21 protein-coding genes and 1 pseudogene are annotated in these 20,370 nt (G+C 40.9%); 10 read left to right on the forward strand and 12 right to left on the reverse strand.

The features are described 5' to 3' along the window. The first annotated feature begins 96 nt into the window (after positions 1 to 96). A complete protein-coding gene (locus VM932_RS15580; protein ID WP_326280023.1) occupies positions 97 to 564 on the forward strand; it encodes a DUF4168 domain-containing protein in 468 nt (155 codons plus the stop codon). A 75-nt stretch (positions 565 to 639) separates the two neighbouring features. Here the strand turns inward: VM932_RS15580 and rplI are convergent, their stop codons facing one another. The 3 genes from rplI to rpsF are packed head-to-tail and all read right to left on the reverse strand — an operon-like array spanning position 640 to position 1,745. After that, on the reverse strand, positions 640 to 1,092 hold the full coding sequence (gene rplI, locus VM932_RS15585) for a 50S ribosomal protein L9 (protein WP_326280025.1): 453 nt from the start codon (positions 1,090 to 1,092) through the stop codon (positions 640 to 642). A gap of 13 nt (positions 1,093 to 1,105) precedes the next feature. After that, entirely contained in the window at positions 1,106 to 1,402 is a 297-nt protein-coding gene (gene rpsR / locus VM932_RS15590; protein ID WP_014031368.1) for a 30S ribosomal protein S18, read from the reverse strand. A 4-nt stretch (positions 1,403 to 1,406) separates the two neighbouring features. Next, on the reverse strand, positions 1,407 to 1,745 hold the full coding sequence (rpsF, locus tag VM932_RS15595; RefSeq protein WP_293164002.1) for a 30S ribosomal protein S6: 339 nt from the start codon (positions 1,743 to 1,745) through the stop codon (positions 1,407 to 1,409). 236 nt (positions 1,746 to 1,981) lie between these two features. On the opposite strand from rpsF, the gene VM932_RS15600 reads away from it, so the two are divergent. Beyond that, entirely contained in the window at positions 1,982 to 2,674 is a 693-nt protein-coding gene (locus VM932_RS15600; protein ID WP_014031370.1) for a LytR/AlgR family response regulator transcription factor, read from the forward strand. On the opposite strand, the gene priA is transcribed toward VM932_RS15600, so the two are convergent. The 4 genes from priA to nadC are packed head-to-tail and all read right to left on the reverse strand — an operon-like array spanning position 2,675 to position 7,397. Further along, positions 2,675 to 5,131, reverse strand: a complete 2,457-nt coding sequence (priA, locus tag VM932_RS15605; protein ID WP_326280029.1) for a replication restart helicase PriA — start codon at positions 5,129 to 5,131, stop codon at positions 2,675 to 2,677. It lies immediately after the preceding gene. A gap of 3 nt (positions 5,132 to 5,134) precedes the next feature. After that, the gene (locus VM932_RS15610; RefSeq protein WP_326280031.1) at positions 5,135 to 5,584 is read right to left on the reverse strand and encodes a DUF2147 domain-containing protein; all 450 of its coding nucleotides are present in this window, start codon (positions 5,582 to 5,584) and stop codon (positions 5,135 to 5,137) included. Next, positions 5,559 to 6,539, reverse strand: a complete 981-nt coding sequence (locus VM932_RS15615; protein ID WP_326280033.1) for a YihY/virulence factor BrkB family protein — start codon at positions 6,537 to 6,539, stop codon at positions 5,559 to 5,561. The genes VM932_RS15610 and VM932_RS15615 overlap by 26 nt, the downstream gene beginning before the upstream one ends. After that, complete coding sequence (gene nadC / locus VM932_RS15620; RefSeq protein ID WP_326280035.1) at positions 6,540 to 7,397, reverse strand: carboxylating nicotinate-nucleotide diphosphorylase; 858 nt, start codon at positions 7,395 to 7,397, stop codon at positions 6,540 to 6,542. It abuts the gene before it with no gap. Positions 7,398 to 7,489: 92 nt separating this feature from the next. Here nadC and rlmH point away from each other — a divergent pair, with 92 nt between their 5' ends. Then, on the forward strand, positions 7,490 to 7,963 hold the full coding sequence (rlmH, locus tag VM932_RS15625; protein ID WP_326280037.1) for a 23S rRNA (pseudouridine(1915)-N(3))-methyltransferase RlmH: 474 nt from the start codon (positions 7,490 to 7,492) through the stop codon (positions 7,961 to 7,963). A gap of 81 nt (positions 7,964 to 8,044) precedes the next feature. On the opposite strand, the gene serA is transcribed toward rlmH, so the two are convergent. Together serA and VM932_RS15635 are read right to left on the reverse strand one after the other, a co-directional pair. Then, on the reverse strand, positions 8,045 to 9,937 hold the full coding sequence (gene serA / locus VM932_RS15630) for a phosphoglycerate dehydrogenase (RefSeq protein WP_326280060.1): 1,893 nt from the start codon (positions 9,935 to 9,937) through the stop codon (positions 8,045 to 8,047). 499 nt (positions 9,938 to 10,436) lie between these two features. Continuing rightward, positions 10,437 to 10,889 (reverse strand): methyltransferase family protein, encoded by a 453-nt coding sequence (locus tag VM932_RS15635; protein WP_326280039.1) that lies wholly within the window; start codon positions 10,887 to 10,889, stop codon positions 10,437 to 10,439. Positions 10,890 to 10,949: 60 nt separating this feature from the next. On the opposite strand from VM932_RS15635, the gene VM932_RS15640 reads away from it, so the two are divergent. The 4 genes from VM932_RS15640 to VM932_RS15655 all read left to right on the forward strand — a co-directional run bounded on the left by VM932_RS15640 (position 10,950) and on the right by VM932_RS15655 (position 16,073). Further along, positions 10,950 to 11,531: a non-canonical purine NTP diphosphatase gene (locus VM932_RS15640; RefSeq protein ID WP_326280041.1), complete on the forward strand. Its 582-nt coding sequence runs from the start codon at positions 10,950 to 10,952 to the stop codon at positions 11,529 to 11,531. Positions 11,532 to 11,676: 145 nt separating this feature from the next. After that, positions 11,677 to 13,431 (forward strand): DEAD/DEAH box helicase, encoded by a 1,755-nt coding sequence (locus tag VM932_RS15645; RefSeq protein ID WP_326280043.1) that lies wholly within the window; start codon positions 11,677 to 11,679, stop codon positions 13,429 to 13,431. Between the two features lie 75 nt (positions 13,432 to 13,506). Further along, a complete protein-coding gene (locus tag VM932_RS15650) occupies positions 13,507 to 14,292 on the forward strand; it encodes a carboxypeptidase-like regulatory domain-containing protein (protein WP_326280045.1) in 786 nt (261 codons plus the stop codon). 98 nt (positions 14,293 to 14,390) lie between these two features. Further along, on the forward strand, positions 14,391 to 16,073 hold the full coding sequence (locus tag VM932_RS15655; protein WP_326280047.1) for an alpha-amylase family glycosyl hydrolase: 1,683 nt from the start codon (positions 14,391 to 14,393) through the stop codon (positions 16,071 to 16,073). 3 nt (positions 16,074 to 16,076) lie between these two features. Here the strand turns inward: VM932_RS15655 and VM932_RS15660 are convergent, their stop codons facing one another. Genes VM932_RS15660 through VM932_RS15670 form a run of 3 tightly spaced genes read right to left on the reverse strand, consistent with a single transcriptional unit; the run spans position 16,077 to position 17,684 of the window. Further along, positions 16,077 to 16,457 carry a VOC family protein gene (locus VM932_RS15660; RefSeq protein ID WP_326280049.1) on the reverse strand — a complete coding sequence of 127 codons (381 nt, stop codon included), beginning with the start codon at positions 16,455 to 16,457 and terminating at the stop codon, positions 16,077 to 16,079. 3 nt (positions 16,458 to 16,460) lie between these two features. After that, complete coding sequence (locus VM932_RS15665) at positions 16,461 to 16,988, reverse strand: SRPBCC family protein (protein WP_326280051.1); 528 nt, start codon at positions 16,986 to 16,988, stop codon at positions 16,461 to 16,463. Positions 16,989 to 17,030: 42 nt separating this feature from the next. Next, positions 17,031 to 17,684: a TrmH family RNA methyltransferase gene (locus tag VM932_RS15670; RefSeq protein ID WP_326280053.1), complete on the reverse strand. Its 654-nt coding sequence runs from the start codon at positions 17,682 to 17,684 to the stop codon at positions 17,031 to 17,033. 305 nt (positions 17,685 to 17,989) lie between these two features. On the opposite strand from VM932_RS15670, the gene VM932_RS15675 reads away from it, so the two are divergent. The 3 genes and pseudogenes from VM932_RS15675 to VM932_RS15685 all read left to right on the forward strand — a co-directional run. Next, the gene (locus VM932_RS15675) at positions 17,990 to 19,000 is read left to right on the forward strand and encodes a glycoside hydrolase family 43 protein (RefSeq protein WP_326280054.1); all 1,011 of its coding nucleotides are present in this window, start codon (positions 17,990 to 17,992) and stop codon (positions 18,998 to 19,000) included. Between the two features lie 85 nt (positions 19,001 to 19,085). Then, a complete protein-coding gene (locus tag VM932_RS15680; RefSeq protein ID WP_326280056.1) occupies positions 19,086 to 19,838 on the forward strand; it encodes a DJ-1/PfpI family protein in 753 nt (250 codons plus the stop codon). A 23-nt stretch (positions 19,839 to 19,861) separates the two neighbouring features. After that, a pseudogene (locus VM932_RS15685) lies at positions 19,862 to 20,302 on the forward strand (SIR2 family NAD-dependent protein deacylase); the annotation flags it as partial. Between the last annotated feature and the right edge of the window lie 68 nt (positions 20,303 to 20,370).

Here is a 20,370-nt window from a genome sequence, read left to right on the forward strand (position 1 = left end):
GTTTAGATTAACACCCATAATCCCAGTGATTTTTGGCAAGCCCTTTTATTTATTGTAGTTTCGGAAACTAACATTATTAAATAAAACACGTACAGAATGAGATTTTTGAAATCATTTAAAACTTTAGTGGTTTGCATAGCGGCCATAGGTGCATGTGCTTTCTCGCATGTGAACGCGCAAGAACAGGTGGAGGTCACCGATGCTGAACTGGGTAAAATTGCTTCGGCCTTCCAAGGCATTCAAAAAGTGAATATGGAAGCACAACAGAAAGTAATGAAAACAGTTGAGGAAAGTGGTTTTGAGGCCAATAGGTTCAATGAACTTTATCAAGCTTCTGCGTCTCCAGAAAAAACGGTCGATGCCAGTGATGAGGAAAAAGAACGCTTTGGAAAGCTAATGAACGAAATACAACAGATGCAAGTCGGTTTTACCAAACAAATCGAAGAGATTATCAGCAATGAAGGTATGAGCATAGAACGTTACCAGAATATAGCAATGGCATTACAAAGTGATACTGAATTACAAGGTCGTTTGAGAACAATGTTATCAGAACAACCGCAATAGAATTTAATTGAAAAAAAAAACAAAAAAGCCCTCCGAAAAAATCGGAGGGCTTTTTTAAATTATAGGGTTTGAAGTTTACTTTGCTTCAGCAACCACTTCAAATGGGAATTCTACAATAACTTCCCTGTGTAGTCTGATAATTGCTTCGTAAGGACCAACTCTTTTGATAGCTCCACCTTTAATATTGATGAATTTTCTATCGATTTGGTGTCCTTCTTTATCCAAGGCAGCAGCAAGGTCGATGTTTGTTACAGACCCGAACAATTTATCTCCGGCTCCAACTTTAGCAGCAATTTTGATTTCCAATTGCTTTAACGCATCGGCAATCTTAGTGGCCTCATCAATAACCTTTTTCTCCTTGTGAGCTCTTTGCTTAAGGTTCTCCGCCAAAACTTTTTTGGCAGAAGGCGTAGCCAAATCGGCCAAACCTTGTGGGATAAGAAAGTTTCTGCCGTAACCGTTCTTTACGGTAACGATATCATCCTTAAATCCCAAATCCTGTACATCTTCTTTTAGAATAAGTTCCATTCTCTGGTGTTTTTTATTTCAACATATCGCCAACATACGGCATTAACGCTAGGTGACGGGCACGTTTTACGGCCTGCGCCACTTTTCTTTGGTATTTCAAGGAAGTACCGGTTAGTCTTCTTGGAAGCAATTTACCTTGCTCGTTCACCAACTTCATCAAAAAATCAGGGTCTTTATAATCAATGTACTTGATACCGGATTTTTTGAACCTACAATACTTCTTTTGCTTGCTGGTCTCAATGTTAAGCGGGGTCAAATATCTGATTTCCCCGTCTTTTTTTGATTTTGCTTGTTGCTCAATAGATGCCATACCCTTATGCCTTTGCTTTTAGTTTGTTTCTTCTCTTTTCCGCCCAAGCAATTGCGTGCTTGTCCAATTTAACGGTCAAAAAACGCATAACGCGCTCATCTCTTCTAAACTCAAGCTCGTAAGGGCCTATGGCCTCACCTGGAGCTTGGAATTCGAACAAGTGGTAAAATCCACTTTTCTTGTGCTGAATGGGATAGGCCAACTTTTTAAGTCCCCAATCTTCTTTGGAGACCATTTTGGCACCATTCTTAATCAAGAAATCCTCAAATTTCTTGACTGTTTCCTCTATCTGTGTTTCAGACAGAACGGGATTCAAAATGAAAACAGTTTCGTAATGGTTCATTATAATATATTTTTAAAGGAGCGCAAAATTAACAATATTTCTTTCCCCCTGCAAGAAAAGTAGAAAAACTTCGTTTAAGTACAAGAGTTATCAACATTAAAAAACCTAATAAGCCTAAATAACATATATGGCAATTTACACAACAAAATAGACCATGTTTACATCTTTTGTTGTAGGTGAGCAGCTTTTTTATGTAATTTGCCGATGATTTAAAACCCTACAAATCACCCCATTCTATGAAATTAAAAAGTATAATTGTAGACGATTCCTCGATGCAGCGCATGGCCGTTGCAAAGTTGGTCAACAATCATCCACACCTTGCTTTGGTTGCTGAGTACAGCAACGCCATTGAAGCCAAAAATGGCCTTAAAAACCACGAAATCGACCTTATCTTTTTAGATGTTGAAATGCCGATCATTAACGGTTTTGACCTTTTAGAGGCCCTAGAGAACCCACCACAGGTTATTCTGATTACAGGGAAACCTGATTATGCACTTAAAGCTTTTGACTACGACGTAACCGATTATCTTCACAAACCCATCACCTTGGCACGTTTTGAAGCCTCAGTAAAAAGAGCCGTTGCCAAATACGAGCAAATGAACCGGGTGGATGAGGACGAAGAGCACATCTTTGTAAAGAGCAACCTTAAAAAACGTAAGGTTATATTAAACGACATCAAATGGATCGAAGCATTGGGCGATTACATTAAATTGGTAACAGATGAAGCCAATATCGTAATCCTTTCCACTATGAAATCTTTTGAAAAGCAATTGCCTGCCGAAAAATTTCTACGTATCCATAAATCTTATATTGTGAATCTGGAGAAGATTGAAAAATTCAACAGCAAAAATGTTGAAGTAGGGGGCAGACAGATTCCATTGAGCAGAAACAAGAAAACAGAACTAGCCGAAGCGCTGGCCAATGTATAATTATATGTGGTCCACGTTGTAGACCAACCGTACACTTTTATACTTGGAAATAGCATTAAAAGATTTTTCAATTCTTTTAATGCTATTTTTTGTTTGGGCCAATGACTGTTTTTGAGGTATTTTAATCATTATATTTTTGAGGTAATCCCTTCTTATTCTCGCCACAGGCGGATATTCGGGGCCAAGAATTTGCACCCCAAGTACATTTCGCAGCGAACCCGCCATCCATTCAGCTGCTTCGTTCAGTTTATTGAAATCCTTATCCTTTAAAGTGATTTTAATGAGACGCACCAAAGGTGGATACTTAAATTGTTCCCTTTCGTAAAACTGCTCTTTGAACATTCCATCATAATTGTTCGTGGTTACCTGCTGTAAAATTTGATGGTATGGATTATAGGTCTGAATAAGTACCTTTCCCCTTTTTTTGGTACGCCCTGCCCTACCCGCTACCTGCGTCAGCATTTGAAAACTCCGTTCATGGGCACGGAAATCGGGAAAATTGAGCATGGAATCTGCACTCATAATGCCTACTAGACTCACATTCCTAAAATCTAGCCCCTTGGTCACCATTTGGGTTCCCACCAAAATATCCATCTCTTGGTTTTCAAAAGATGAAATGATTTTTTCATAAGCATATTTTCCGCGCGTGGTATCCAAATCCATTCGACCTACAGAAACATTTGGAAACAACCGTCCCAACTCTTGCTGGATCTGTTCCGTACCAAAACCCTTATTATCCAAAGTTGGACTGCCGCAGGCCAAACAAGCCTGTTGTAAAGCCATGTGATAACCACAATAGTGGCATCGAAGCTGATTTCTGTGCTGATGGTACGTTAAACTCACATCACAATTGGGGCATTGGGCCACGTGCCCACAAGTGGTGCATTCCACCACAGGGGCAAATCCTCTCCTATTTTGAAAAAGAATGATTTGTTCCCCTTCATCAAGCGCCTCCGTAATGGCCTTGATGAGAATTTCGGAAAAATGCCCTTTCATTCTACGCTTTCGGATAGCTTCTTTTATGTCCACCAGATTAATATCGGGCATCAACACATCACCAAATCTTTTCAAAATGGAAGCATAGCCGTATTTTTTAATTCTGGCGTTGTACATACTTTCAATACTTGGAGTGGCAGACCCCAGAACAATCTTTGCTTTGTGAAGTGCTGCCAAAACCACGGCCGCGTCGCGTGCATGGTAACGTGGAGCAGGGTCAAACTGCTTAAAGGAGCTTTCGTGCTCCTCGTCCACTACCACCAATCCCAAATTGGTAAAAGGCAGAAATAGCGATGACCGTGCACCAAGTACAATCTGGGCTTTTTCTGTATTTTTTAAAACGTTGTTCCACACCTCTACCCTTTCGTGAATGCTATATTTGGAGTGGTATACGGATACTTGATGTCCAAAATAATGCCTCAGCCTATTGATCAATTGGGACGTTAAGGCAATCTCTGGCAATAGATAAAGGGCCTGTTGACCGTTTTCCAGACATTTTTGAATCAGTTTTACGTAGACTTCCGTTTTTCCCGAAGAAGTTACCCCGTGCAACAGTACCGGTTTTTCTTCATCAAAACCTTTGTTGATGTCCTCCAGAGCTTTTTCTTGGTATTCATTCAAGGTAATATGTTTGGATTCTTCGGACCTTTCCTCAAACTGTACCCTGTCTTTTCTAATATGGTATTCTTCAAGGATATTTTTATCAATAAGAGCCTTAATCACGGCTCGGGAGCCACCACTTTCCTTTTCCAGTTCTGAAATGGGGATGGGTTTGATACTTTTGGCTTTCAACTGAAACAAGGACAGCACTACTTGACTCTGTTTGGGTGCTCTTGCAAGCTCGTTCAAAAGTTCGGCCAGTTGTTTTTCATCCTCGTATTGTTCCGAAAGCTTAACGTAACGCACCAATTTTGGCTTGTACTGCTCGTACAATTCTTCTTTCTGAAGTATAACGCCTTTGTGAACCAAGGTGTTTATCAGCTTCATCACATTTTTTTTATCCACAATATCGCTGACCTCGGAAATTTTTAAAGCGGTTTGATGCTGAAGTGCTTCGAATACCAAAAATTCATCATCCGTTAATTCCCTTTCATCTACATCCGAATTTTTGTTGGGCAAAATGAGTGTTTCACTTTCCAACATAAAAGCACTGGGCAGGGCACTTCTAATGACTTCGCCCAGGGTACACATGTAATATTTTGCTACCCATCCCCAATGTTTTAATTGTATTTGGGTGACTACGGGTTGTTCATCAAGAATTTGGTAAATTTCTTTGGGTTGATAGGCTTCAGGTGCATTTTGATGTACGCGATAGGCCAGGGCGGTATAAATCTTGGATTTGCCAAAAGGAACGGCTACCCGCATTCCTTCCTGTATAAAATCCGCTTCTGCTTGCGAAATTTTATAGGTAAAGAGTTTTTCCAGAGGAATGGGAAGAACAACATCCAAAAAATAATCCATACGTTAATTCTCTAGTACCCTGTGCCATGTTTGGGTCCTGTACAAAAATGCCAGATAGCCTCTAACTTTTAATCGGTTTTTGTTGTCATCATCCAACCAGACCCTTCCTTTAAAGGTCATTGCCTGTTCGGGATCAAACAACTTATCGCCCTTATAAATACCTTTGTTGTTTTTCTCAAAATCTTCCATGATTTTCATTCCAAGGATAGGTTTGTTTTTTCGCTCTCCTTCGCATTTGGTACACAAAGCACCTTTTTTTCCTTCTTCCAAAATTTCAACAACCTTGGCATGCATTAACCCGTCTTCTTTATATATCTCAATAATGGCCTTGGTGATTCCATTGCGGTCATCAATGGTTTTCCACTTTCCAAAAACGGTTTGGGACCAAGTTATCTGACAAAACAGAAAACATATCAGATACATCCATTTATTGCTCGTTTTGCTGTTTTTCATGTCTTTTTTTTAAGGAATTAAGTGTGGCATTCAATTCAAAACCTAATAATAAGATATTGGAATTTAACCATATAAACACCATTAAAATCAATAATCCTCCCAGTGCTCCATAAAGTTCGTTGTAACGAGCGAACTTCTCAACATAAATGCCGAAAAGATATGAGGTCAGTAAAAACAAAAGGGTCGTAAGCAATGCTCCCGCTGAAAAAAAACGAGCTTGCCTTCCTTCTGCGGTGCCAAAATAGTAAAGTATGGCCGTTGCAAGATACGAGATGCATAAAAAGAACAGCAGTTTTGCTATTTGGATGCCCAATGCATCCCCTTTTTCAATATCGGTTCCCAATGTCCTACCAAAAAATTCACTTGCGTTTTCCACAATGTAAAACTCAAAGTACACAAAGGCTACCGCTCCCAATATCAATAAGATGGAGAGAATGACGCCCACCATAAGGGCATAGGCATATTGACGAAAGAAATTACGGGTGAGCTCTACGTGGTACGAGTATTCAAACCCTCCAAAAATGGCATTTACGCCATTGGCCACCAAAAATATGGACAACAAAAAGGCCGAAGAGAGCAATCCCCCTTGTTTTTGGTCTTTTATCTGCTGATAAATTTCACTAAAATATTCACTGGTGGCAGAAGGCAAAAAGGATTCCAAAAAGTTGAGAAACTGGGTGTCAAAATTGGCATTGCCCACACTTACGTAGGGGATGATAAAGGGTATAAGGGTCACCAAAAAGATAAGCAGGGGAAACAGCGCTAAAAAAATACTGAAAGCAATGGAGCTTGCCCTTGTGGAAAGTGCGCCTTTCACGATTCCCACCAAATACATTTCAATCAAATCATAAAGAGAGAGCCCTTCAAAGGCTTTTAGCTTTATTTTTTTCAATAAGCGCACCAGCCAATTGATTACGGGTATTTTCTCCAATTTCTCCTCTATGGCTTTGGACATTTAAACGGCTTTTAAACTTAAATCCATATTGTAAACAGAATGGGTAAGCGCTCCTGACGATATGTAGTCCACGCCACATTCGGCATATTTGCGTATGGTGTCCTCGGTGATACCGCCCGAAGATTCGGTTAGGCACTTCTCCCCAATTCGTTGCACAGCTTCGTGGGTTTGTTCGTAATCAAAATTATCCAAAAGGATGCGGTACACGCCCTCGGATTTCAATATCTCGTCCACCTCATCCAAATTTCTGGCTTCAACAATAATCTTCAAATCCTTCCCTTTTTCTTTTAAATAATCCTGCGTTTTTTGGATGGCGTTGGTAATTCCGCCTGCAAAATCGATATGGTTGTCCTTGAGCATGATCATATCGTAGAGGGCAAACCTATGGTTTTCTCCCCCACCAATCTTTACAGCCCATTTTTCAAGGGCTCTTATGCCTGGCGTTGTTTTTCTGGTATCCAAAATTTTGGTATTGGTTCCATCCAATAGTAAAACAAAACTCTTGGTTTTAGTCGCAATCGCGCTCATACGTTGCATGGCATTGAGCACAAGTCGCTCTGCTTTTAAAATACTTTGGGAACTGCCCTCAACATAAAAAACAATATCCCCGTATTTTACCGGTGCGCCATCTTTAACCAAAACCTCCATCTTAAGTTTGGGGTCAACATAGCTAAAAACTTGTTTGGCAAATGCTACGCCAGCGATAACCCCTTCGTCCTTTACCAAAAGTTTTGCTTTGCCTTGGGTAGATGCGGGAATACATGCCAGGGAACTGTGGTCGCCATCACCTACATCTTCCCTAACGGCGTTGGCAATGATCAAATCCAGTTCGTTTTGAAATTGTTCTTCGGAAATCATCCAATTGTGGTTTTAACGAAAATAGTAAAAACATTGTTCGTTGTCCATGCCTTTGGCATGCTTAATTTAAGCTGAAACGTTTATTTTTGGGCATGCAGATTACATTGATTGCCATTGGAAAAACCGACAAGTCTGAACTTGAAGAACTTATAGACGTTTATGAGAAGCGGCTGAAACATTATATCAAGTTTCAAATGGACATAATTCCTGATATAAAAAACAGAAAAAATCTTTCCGAAGCCCAACAAAAGGAAAAAGAGGGCGAACTCATCTTGGCACAACTGCAACCAACGGACACCCTAATCTTGCTTGACGAAAAAGGAAAACAATACTCCTCACTGGATTTTGCCCAGTTCTTGCAAAAAAAGATGAACAGCGGCATTAAAAATCTTGTGCTGGCCATTGGTGGCCCTTATGGCTTTAGTGATGCTGTTTATGCGAAAAGTTCAGGCAAAATAAGTTTGTCCAAAATGACATTTTCCCACCAAATGGTACGGTTATTTATTGTGGAACAAATTTATAGGGGATTCACCATTCTTCGGAACGAACCCTATCATCACCAATGAGATAATTGGAGGCAAGAGACAGGAGCCAAGACCAAAACTGTCATTGTTCCTGTTTATTGAGGCGCAGCGGTCTACCTTCTGTTAATAAAGCACCCTAAATTTAATGGTGTTCTCAATTTTCTTGAGCGCTTTGATCACATCTTTATCGTATTCCTTGTCCAAATCGGTGATTACATATCCCACATCGCTGTCAGTGGAAAGGTATTGACCGGAAATATTGAGACCGTATTGAGCCAATATTTCGTTGATTTTGGCCATAATGCCTGGAACATTGCGGTGAATGTGCAAAAATCGGTGTGCCTTGTTTTGTTTGGGCAATCTAATATTCGGAAAATTAACAGCGTCCACCGTGTTTCCCGAATTGATGTAATCCATAATCTTGTTCGGCACAAAATCGGCAATGTCTCTTTGCGCTTCCTCTGTGCTTCCCCCAATATGTGGCGTAAGAATAACGTTGGACAAGCCTTGCAAAGGTGTTTCAAACGCTCCGTTGCTGCGTGGTTCGGACGGGTACACATCTATAGCTGCGCCACCTAGTTTTCCGTTCTTTAGGGCACTTGCCAGTGCATCAATATCCACTACAAAACCTCTGGAAAGATTGATAAGTTTGGCACCATCTTTCATTTGGTTGATTTCACGTTCGCCGATAAAGTTCCTATTGGCCTTGTTATCATCCACATGAAGTGTAACTACATCAGAAACGGACAACAAATCCTCCAAAGTGTCACATTTTACAGCGTTACCGAGTGCCAGTTGGTCGTTAACATCGTAATAATACACCTTCATGCCCATGGCTTCGGCCAAAACGGACATTTGTTTACCTATGTTACCGTAACCTACAATACCAAGGTTCTTACCTCGTACTTCTTGTGACCCAATGGCTGTTTTGTTCCACTCGCCGTTGTGAATTTCGGTACTACGTGGAAAAATGCTCCGCATTAACATAATGGTCTGTCCAATGGCAAGTTCCACTACGGAACGGGTATTACTGTATGGGGCATTGAACACAACCACACCCCTCCTTTTACTGTAATCCAAATCTATCTGCGTGGTACCGATGCAAAATGCACCGACCACCAACAATTTATCGGCCGCATCCAGTACTTTTTGGGTTACTTGGGTCTTGGACCTAATACCCAAAACATGCACACCTTTAATACGTTCGATAAGGTCTTCCTCGGAAAGGCTGGTTTTGATCAGCTCTACCGAAAAACCTTCTTCGGATAGATTTTCGAAAGCTGCAGGGTGTACATTTTCCAGTAATAGGATCTTAATTCTGTTCTTGGGGTATGATAAGTTTCTTGGCAAATCGTTCACAAATAAAAATTCATCTAGGTTAGGTGCTACGTGGTCGGCATTATTCGTTGCTTTTTCACGGTGCACATTTTCGGTATAGGCGAAAAACTTATGGGCAATACCGGCCTCGCGCATTACGTAATCGCTATAGCCATCGCCAATAACCTGGACCTCGCCTTCCAAGTCCAAGTTTTTTAAACATTCTATTTTACCGTTATGGGCGGCCAAAACATTGGTTTCATCAAAGCCGATGATATTTCCGGCATCATCAAATGTAAAGGTGTTTGCATACACCCGTTCGGATGGAATGTTGTACTCTTTAACAATAGGATCTATAAATTCCTTGAAGCCACAGGAAATTACGTAGATGTGGTCGGAAAACTCGTGAAAGAATTCCTTGTTCGATGCGATTGATTTCGAAATTTTTTGACGCAGCTCCACCACCAAGTCATCCAAATCACTTTTGTTGGCATTCAACAACCGGATTCTTTGTTCCAAGGATTCTGTAAAGGAAATGTCCCCATCGATCCCCAAATTGGTTATTCGCTGTATCTCCGCTACAATCTCATCCCTTTTGGGATTGTTTTGCAACGTCATTTCTGCCAAAACATCCAAAGCCTCAACCCGTGTGAGCGTGCTATCAAAATCGAACACATATTTACGTGCAGTTTCCACCATGAGTCCTTCCAAAAAATTAAGCCACAAAATTAAACATAAATTTCATCCTTAGAATCGGAACTCATCAAAAACCTTACAGATTTGCGGATAAATCAAAAATCCATTACGATTTGTTTTAAATAGCACCTAATTTTTTGCAATCACGTATGGATTGAGTTCAATTGTAAAGTTCAAACTCAAGTATTAAGTTCAAGTTTCAAATCTAAATTCCAAAAAACAGTTCGCGGTTGCAGTGGTAGTCAGAAAGAGGTCTGTTTTCAGTAAATAAATGCCAATGATTAAATCACAAAATCAACGAATCTCTAAAGCCTATTGTCTTACATCTCTCATCTAATATCTTTTTTTGACACGAATTACACGATTGATCACCAATAAGCAGTTTGCAGTGGGCGGTTTGTAGTCAATGAACGTATAAATTGCCCAATCTTTAGTCTTTAGTCTTTATTTCTCTTGTTTCTTGTCTCTTATATCTACCCCCAACCAAGCTACATCCCAACTATCAAAACCAACGTCTGGTCAACTTGCAGTAGATATTATAATCCTTTCCAAACATTTTGGCAAGAACTTTTTCTTCAGGTTTAATCTGAAACCGATTCATATAGGATACAAAACCCGCTGCAATAAGCGTATTGAAGGCATTGCCCAACTTTAGCCCAAAGGCCAACAGAAAAAGGAGCATTCCCAAATACATGGGGTTACGGGTGAATTTATAGATGCCATTCGTCACTAATTTTGAGGTTTTCTTGGGATTCAAAGGATCTACGGTCGTTTTTGTGATGAAAAACTGGATTACCGATATTAAAATGACCAAAACACCCAATCCAGAAAGAAACATGGCCAATTCCTGCTTGCCAAAAAACTCAAACTCGCCAATGGGCAAAAATTTGTCCAAAACATACATTAGTCCTCCAAAAACCAACATTACCAAAGCTGGCGGCACTTTCATTTTCATATCAATTGCTTAAAACTCGAAATTACTACTTTTGAACCTCAAAATAGAACCCTTTTTGATTTGAAACTAGTTTTTGCCACTCATAACGACCATAAGCTGAAAGAAGTTCAGCAATTACTTCCTGAAAACATAGAGCTGTTATCCCTAAAGGATATTGAGTGCTTTGATGAAATTCCCGAAACAGGTGATACCTTGGAAGAAAACGCAAAAATAAAAGCAGATTTTGTGACCCAAACCTATGGCTTAAACTGTTTTTCGGACGATACCGGTTTGCTGGTCGATGCTTTGGATGGAGCACCGGGTGTCTATTCTGCCAGATATGCGGGGGAGCAAAAAAGTGCCAAGGACAATATGGCAAAATTGTTATCTGAGTTAAAAGGGGCGAACGACCGTGCTGCACATTTTAAAACCGTAATCCATTTGAACCTACAAGGTAATAGTTACACGTTTGAAGGTATCGTTGAAGGCCAAATAACCCCAACCACACACGGGGATGGCGGTTTTGGTTACGACCCCATTTTTAGACCCAATGGGTTCGATAAAACCTTTGGCGAACTGCCTCCAAAGACCAAAAATGCTATAAGCCACCGAGGTAGGGCCATTCAAAAATTGGTTGATTTATTAAAAAAAAGCATCTATTAGCTTCCACGGAATAAAATTAACGTACCTTTGCCGCTTTATTAACGCCGCCGGTATGGGCAAGGTGTTGTGATGGGCTTAAATTGGGTTATACAAAATCGCTCTATACAACACAAACATATTTGCGATTTAAGGTATATACACCGCTATGACAAAATTTGAAGCCTTGGGGTTGGACAAACCCCTATTGGATGCTATTTCCGACCTCGGATTTGAATCCCCATCAGAAGTACAAGAAAAATCAATCCCAGTTTTATTGGAAAAGGAAACCGATTTGGTGGCCTTGGCACAAACAGGAACAGGTAAAACTGCTGCGTTTGGATTTCCAATGATTCAAAAAATCCAAGAGGAAAGCAGAACCACCCAAGGATTGATTCTCTCCCCTACGCGAGAGCTATGTTTACAGATTACAAACGAGTTAAAACTCTATTCCAAATATATAAAGGGACTGAATGTGGTAGCCATTTATGGTGGTGCCAGCATTACCGAACAAGCACGACAAATTAAAAAAGGGGCGCAGATCGTTGTGGCCACTCCTGGTCGTATGAAAGATATGATCGGCCGAAGAATGGTCGATATTTCCAAAATTGACTACTGTGTATTGGATGAGGCCGATGAAATGTTGAACATGGGCTTCTTTGAAGACATTAAAGACATTCTATCCAACACGCCCAAAGAAAAGTTGACGTGGCTTTTTTCCGCAACTATGCCCAAAGAAGTGGCTACGATTGCCAAAAAATTTATGCACAACCCTGTTGAGATCACTGTTGGATCTAAAAATGCAGGCGCATCCACCGTACAGCATGAATATTATGTGGTAGGTGGCCGTGATCGTTACGCGGCACTTAAACGTTTGGCCGATGCCAACCCTGGAATTTTCTCCGTGGTGTTCTGCAGAACCAAGAGGGATACGCAGCGTGTTGCTGAAAAATTGATCGAGGATGGGTACAATGCCGGAGCTTTGCATGGCGATTTGAGCCAAAATCAACGTGATCTTGTGATGAACTCCTTCAGAAAAAAACAAGTGCAAATGTTGGTTGCTACCGATGTCGCCGCCCGTGGCATTGATGTAGACGATATTACACACGTAATCAACTACCAATTGCCCGATGAAATTGAAACCTATACCCACCGTAGTGGGCGTACTGGACGTGCTGGCAAATCCGGTATTTCCATGGTTATCATCACCCGCTCCGAACTTCGCAAGATCAAAGCTATCGAGAAAAAAATTCAGCAGGAATTCATAGCCAAACAAATTCCTGATGGCATTGAAATATGCGAGATTCAGCTGTATCATTTGGCCAACAAGATCAAGGAAACCAAAATCAATAAAGAGATTGAGAGTTACCTACCTGCCATTAACGATGTTTTGGAAGGTATTGACCGTGACGAACTCATCAAAAAGATGGTTTCCGTAGAATTCACCCAGTTTTATAACTACTACAGCAAATCCAAAGACCTTAACAGTCAGGATTCCGGTAAGGACAGGGGAACTTCCAAAGGAGACATTCCATCAGAAGGCTCAGTTCGCTATTTTATCAATGTTGGGGAACGCGACGGTTACGACTGGATGTCTTTGAAAGATTTCCTTCGTGATACGCTAAAATTGGAAAAAGAGGATATTTACAATGTAGACACCAAGGACACCTTCTCGTTCTTTAATTCCGATGCACAACTTACCGAATTCATTCTTCAAACCTTTACAGAGTTTAAGGTAGATGGGCGCTTTATTAATGTTGAAGTATCCAAAAACCCCGGTGGTAGCGGTGGTGGCGGAAAAGGAGGCAAAAAACGTCGCGGAAAAAAAGGCGGAGGATACCGCGGTGGGAATAAATCCTACAAAGGCGGAAAAAAAGGAAGTTACGGGAAAAAGGGAGGCAAGAAAAAGCAGGGCTTTTATTAGTTAATTCTATATTAAATGGTAAGTCTCTCCTATTTATTTTTCTTTGTTTAGTACTTTTATAGCTACAAAGGTTGCATGAGAAGATTACTACTTATACTATTGTCCCTTATCCCAATACTCGGTTTTTCCCAAGTTGAAGACGGTCAAAACCAAGTGATAAAGGAGTTTACCGCCACGGTGATCAATGCCCAAACGGAATTTCCATTGGAAAGTGTGCACGTGGTGAACCTGAACCAAGTAAAAGGCACCATTACAAACCAGAATGGCAAGTTTACCATACCAGCGGCGGTCAACGATACGCTTTACTTTTCGTATTTAGGATTTAAAACCCAAAAAGTACGGGTAACCAACGATATGTTCAGGTTTGGAAATACCGAAATTGCATTGACAGAATTGGCCTATGCACTTGAAGAAGTGGTTGTAAGACCATACCAGCTTACGGGTTATCTGGAAATTGATGTCAAGAACCTTCCTGTGGACAACAATGCGTACCAGTACAGTATTTCTGGTCTCAATACCAGTTACGAAGCCGGGAATAAAAGTCCGAGTGCGGTAACCAAGGTTTTGGGGGCCATTCTTAATCCAGCAGACCTCTTGCGAAATCTTTTTGGAAAAAAACCAAGGCAAATGCGCAAGTTGCGGCAAATTAAAGAGGACGATAATATTAGGGATCTTTTGGCATCAAAGTTTGATAGGGAAACCCTTACCGAACTGCTTCAATTGGAAAAAGTGGATATTGAGGACATCCTCAACAACTGCAACTATTCCAAATCATTCATCAAAACAGCGAACGACCTTCAAATTTTGGATGCAATTTCCAGCTGCTACGAAGAGTACAAAGTGCTGAACAGAAACCAATAACGACCAACTTAACCCTGCTCTTGGGATAGTATTGCCCCGCTATAAATAAATTTCATATTTACGTGTGCATTTTATAGCTTTAAACAAAATCCCGATTCATGAAAAAACTACTTGTTGTATTGTCAGTTCTACCTTTGTTTATTGGCTGCAAGCAAGTTGAAAAAAAGCAGCAAGAAACCCATGTAGTTGAAAAAGTGGCGCCCAAAAAGAAGGTGCCCTTTGTTTGGGAAGGTGCGAATATTTATTTTCTGTTGACGGATCGTTTTAATAACGGAAACCCTGAAAACGATGTGAATTTTGATAGAACCGAGGAAACAGGGGTCTTAAGAGGTTTTGAAGGTGGCGACATTGAGGGAATCACACAAAAAATTGAAGAAGGTTATTTTACCGACTTGGGAATCAATGCCATTTGGTTTACGCCCGTAGTGGAACAAATTCACGGGGCCACCGACGAAGGAACTGGTAAAACGTATGGCTATCACGGTTACTGGACAAAGGATTGGACTTCCATTGACCCTAACTTCGGAACGCGGAAAGACTTGGAAAAACTGGTAAAAACAGCGCACAGCAAAGGAATTCGTATTCTTTTGGATGTAGTTTTAAACCATACCGGACCTGTTACGGAAAAAGACCCTGTTTGGCCCGATGATTGGGTGAGAAATGGACCAAAATGTGAGTTTACCACCTACGAAAATACCACAGCTTGCACCTTGGTGGAGAATTTACCGGATATCCTTACCGAATCCGATGAAGCTGTGGAACTGCCCGATGCCCTTTTGGCCAAGTGGAAAGATGAGGGACGTTTGAGCAAGGAACTGGACGAACTCCAACTCTTTTTTGAACGCACAGGATACCCAAGGACTCCAAAATACTACATCATCAAATGGCTTACGGATTATATTAATGATCTAGGGGTTGATGGTTTCCGTGTAGACACTGTGAAGCACGTGAATGAAAACGCTTGGGCAGACCTTTACAAAGAGGCGAACTACGCATTTGAATCATGGAAGAAAAAGCATCAGCATAAAATATTGGACGATAATCCATTTTATATGGTCGGCGAAGTCTATAACTATGGTATTTCGGGTGGTCGAGAATTTGATTTTGGGGACAAAAAAGTGGATTTTTTTGACTATGGATTTAAAAGTCTCATCAATTTTGAACTCAAAAACGATGCGGACAAGAGTTACGAGGCCATCTTTAAAAAATATAGCAAACTGCTTCAAACCAAACTAAAGGACAGGAGCGTTCTCAACTATTTAACCTCACACGATGATGGTGCCCCCTACGACAAGGAAAGAACAAAACCCTATCGCACGGCAAATGTGCTATTACTTACACCTGGCGCATCGCAGGTGTATTATGGCGATGAGACCGCTAGAAATTTAATTATTGATGGCACCGAGGGAGACGCCGCCTTACGCTCGTTTATGAACTGGGAAGATTTGGACAGCCTGCCCGAAACACAAAAAATTCACAAACACTGGCAAAAATTGGGTCAGTTCCGAGCAAACCACCCTGCCATTGGAGCAGGTAAACACAAACGATTGGCCAAATCGCCCTATGTATTTTCAAGGACGTATGTCAATGGGAAATATCGAGACAAAGTAGTTGTGGGGTTGGATTTGCCTAAAGGAAAAAAGTCGCTTTGGGTAAAAGGATTCTTTGGTGACGGTACCACCTTGTACGACACCTATTCCGAGACCGAAGTTACCGTGGCCAACGGAAAAGTGCTATTGGATAATGATTATGACATTGCCCTACTGGAACTTGTGGAATAATCACTATTGCCTAGAGTGCAGTGCGATTCGGTTCCCTTCTGAATCTAAAAAAACCGCCATGTACCCTATTTCGGGACTTATCTGTGTCTTGGGTTGAACAATTTTACCTCCGTTCGGTTCAATACGGTCGAGTTCGTTTTGAACATCTAGACTGTTGAAGTAAATCAACGCCCCTTTACTTTTACTGGGTTTGTACCAATCCTTGTTCTGAATAAGTGAGCCTGAAGCTCCTGGTTTTCCATGATCTGCAGGAAACCATCCCATTTTGGTGCCTCCAAAACCCTGTAACTTTATATCAACTTGAAAAACCGTATCATAAAACGATTTTGCTCGTTCCATATCCCTAACAGGAATCTCGAACCAGCCTACCATATTAAAATCCATAGCTTATTTATTTTCCAATATTTCCTTTAAACTCGCCAGACCTTCTTCAAAATCTTTTCCCACCGCCTTGTCCATGTTCATGAACAGCATCATAATGCTCATCGGGAATTTGTTCTTTCCAGAAAAGCCCCAAACTACTTTAGTTCTATCCTTCTCCACCTCTTTGGTAACGATATAAGCATCCGAAGTGGATTTGAATGGTTTTAAGAATCGAAGTTCGGAATCAATTCGTTCACCTTCCACAATTTTGGTGATTTCCTGCTCCCCCTTCCCTACTTCTTTGTTGCCTTCCCAATAATTAATGGCTCCTACCTCACCATCCGTTCCCGTAAACTTTTTTTTCATATCGGGATCACGTTTACCCCATGGAGACCATTCATCCTGTCGTTTTAAGGATTTGAGATACTCAAAAACAACGCTTTTAGGTTTGGAAATTTCTATAGAGCGAGAGACATTGTAGTTTTTTGGGGCGATAGCTGCCAAAATAATGATCAACAACACTATACCTAAGACAATATATAGCATTATCATAGCTGTAATTTATTGGTTATCAACTAAAAATACGAAATTTATTTACTTGGAAAGGTATCTTTTTAAAATCCCCTCAACATCTTTTATGGATTTTTTGGTCCAATCCAATCGTTTTTCAAACACCTCTATATCGGTTAATTGCCAATTTAGGTCCGAATCGCGCACTTTTTGTGCCAATTGTTGGATGATAATGGCCGCAGAAACGGAAACATTCAAACTTTCGGAAAAGCCCACCATGGGAATTTTAAGGAATCCGTCGGCCTGCTGCATTACTTCTTCTGACAACCCTTCTTTTTCGGTTCCAAAGAAAATTGCCGATTTGATAGCTGGAAAAAAATCAGGCAGGATAGTGGAATCGTTGTGCGGTGTAGTGGCGATTATTTGATAACCATCCTCCTTCAATTTGGAGATACAATCGGTCGTGGTTTGGTAGCGATGCACATCTACCCACTGTTCGGCTCCCATGGCTATATTTTTGTCCAAACGTTTGCCAAAACGATCCTCTATCACATGTACGTCCTGTACCCCAAAAACATCACAACTGCGAATTATGGCACTTGTATTGTGCAATTGATATACATCTTCCACCGCTACGGTAATATGTTTGGTCCGTTGTTGAAGCACATCCAAAAAACGCTGTTTTCGCTCTTCGGTAAGATAGGTTTCCAAGTATGTCAACAAATCATGGTCAAACATAAAACCAAGATAGGAAAAATTGGAATTTTGGTTTCTTGAAAAATGGATTTGTTATCTTGTCCCTCCCGGGATTGGTGTGAGTCTCAAGGCTTGCGCCAAGGTCAAGCAAGAAAACCGGGATACATTTCGTGCAGATTGCCTCCATTTATATTTCTCTTTTACGAGAAACACCTCTAAAGACAATTGCCCGTTGCCAAACCTGTGAAAATGTGTGAAATTCGTGTCAAAACCAGAAACAATAAAAACCGGCATCCACAAGCGCCAGTTTTAAGGCTCTCATAAAAAATAAACCTCAAAATATGACCATGAACACCAAAAACGTAGTTTTTTCAACAATTTTCTCCCTGTTCGGAGCATGTAGCTTTGCACAAGAATCTAACAAAGTGCAAAATAACCCAATTTTTGAAGGCTGGTATGCCGACCCAGAAGGTATTGTTTTTGAGGACACATATTGGGTCTACCCCACATTTTCCGACGATTATGACAAGCAATTGCATTTTGATGCCTTTTCATCCAAAGATCTAGTACATTGGGAAAAGCATGAACGCATTTTGGATACGACCAAGATAAAATGGTTAAGGCAAGCTTTGTGGGCGCCATCCATTATTGAAAAGGACAGTAAGTATTATCTTTTTTTTGGCGCCAACGATATTCAGCGGCCCGGTAGAAGCTCCTATGACCCCAATAACGATATTAACCATTATGGAGGAATCGGTGTGGCCGTAGCTGATAGTCCCAGCGGACCTTTCGAGGATCATTTGGGAAAACCTCTGATATCCGACTTCTACAACAACGCCCAACCCATTGACCAATTTGTTTTTAAGGATGTGGACGGTACCCATTATTTTTTCTATGGAGGTTGGAGCCATTGCAACCTTGGCATACTCAATGAAGATTTTACGGGTTTTGAGCCTTGGGAAGATGGTAGTCTGTTCAAAGAAATTACGCCCGAAGGTTATGTGGAAGGCCCGTTCATGTTTTTGCGAAACGGCATTTACTATTTTATGTGGTCCGAAGGCAATTGGACCGATGGCAGTTACAAAGTGGCCTACGCCATGGCAGACAAACCAACAGGCCCCTATAAACGCATCGGAACCATTTTGGAATCCAAAGAAGGGGATATTGCCACCGGGGCTGGGCATCACTCCGTAATCAACAAACCGGGAACGGATGAATGGATCATTGTATACCACCGAAGACCTATTCCCAACAAGGACCGCGACCACAGGGTTACTTGTATGGACAAGATGGAATTCAACCCTGATGGCACCATAAAACCAGTGACTATGACTTTTGAGGGTGTTGGTGGCAACTAAGTTTCTTAAACCAGTTTAACTTTTGTCAGAATTATGCTGGATACATTTGTTCTGATTAATAATTTAAATTGATTATCAAAAGGTTATGAGAAATTTAATTCCCGTTTTACTAAGCGTTCTGCTTTTTAACTGTAACACAAATACACCTAAAAGTTCTGATAAAAATGAAGACAACGGGCTTCAAACAGGAATTTCACATTCTGATACATTGACAAAACATTTAAAACCGTTCAAAGAAGGCCTGCCAACAATTGGACTTTTAATGTATAATGGTGTCCTTCAAAGTGAGGTTGTAGCAACATCGGACGTATTCGCAAAGCCATCAGTTGATGGAGAACAACTCTTCAACGTTATCACCATAGCCGAAACGGACAATCCAATAACCACCGAGGAGGGCATGCATTTTGTGCCGGATTACACTTTTGGTAACTGTCCAAAATTAACTGCATTGTTTGTTCCCAGCGCTTATGACATGTATGCTCAGGTACATAACAATAAAATCATAGATTTTGTACGAGAGAAAAATCAAGAAACCAAATACACAGTAAGCAATTGTGCGGGAGCGCAGTTAATTGGCGCATCTGGAATTGCAGATGGAAAGAAAATTGTAACTTGGATTGGTGGTGGCATACAATTACAAAAAGATTATCCTAACTTAAAAGTTCAAAATGACAGTTTGGTGACTTTTGTCCGAGACGGAAAATTTTTATCTTCAAACGGAAATCTGGCAAGTTACATATCGGCATTGAACCTTTTGGAAACCATGACAAATGAGGAACACCGAAAATTTGTGGAGAGCTACCTTTATTTGGACCGTCTTCAAAATTGGAAAAAATGATGGGCTAACATAAAACCAAAAACATGCTCAAACCAAAAATCGTAGTACTAACCGGGGCAGGGATGAGCGCTGAAAGCGGACTGAAAACCTTTCGGGACGAAAACGGTCTTTGGGAAGGCCATGATGTGATGGAAGTAGCATCGCCACAAGGATTTGCCCGTAATCCTGAGTTGGTGCTCGAATTCTACAACCAGCGAAGGCGGCAATTGTTGGAGGTTGCTCCCAATGCAGGCCATAAGGCTCTGGCTGAATTAGAACAGGGATTTGATGTGAGCATTGTAACCCAAAACGTGGACAATCTGCACGAGAAGGCAGGGAGTTCCCATGTATTACATTTACACGGTGAACTGCTCAAAGTGCGAAGTACCGTAAACGAAAACCATGTGTTGGATTGGAAAAAAGACTTGGTTTTAGGCGATACGGACGACAAAGGGCACCAACTACGCCCCCATATTGGGACATTCAGGAGTAAGCCTGCTTTTTCATGAACATTAAACTAAATGCCACTGAACCATATTGGTTTTAGTGGCAT

It is taken from the genome of Flagellimonas halotolerans (genome assembly GCF_035818535.1).
Taxonomy (GTDB): domain Bacteria; phylum Bacteroidota; class Bacteroidia; order Flavobacteriales; family Flavobacteriaceae; genus Flagellimonas; species Flagellimonas halotolerans.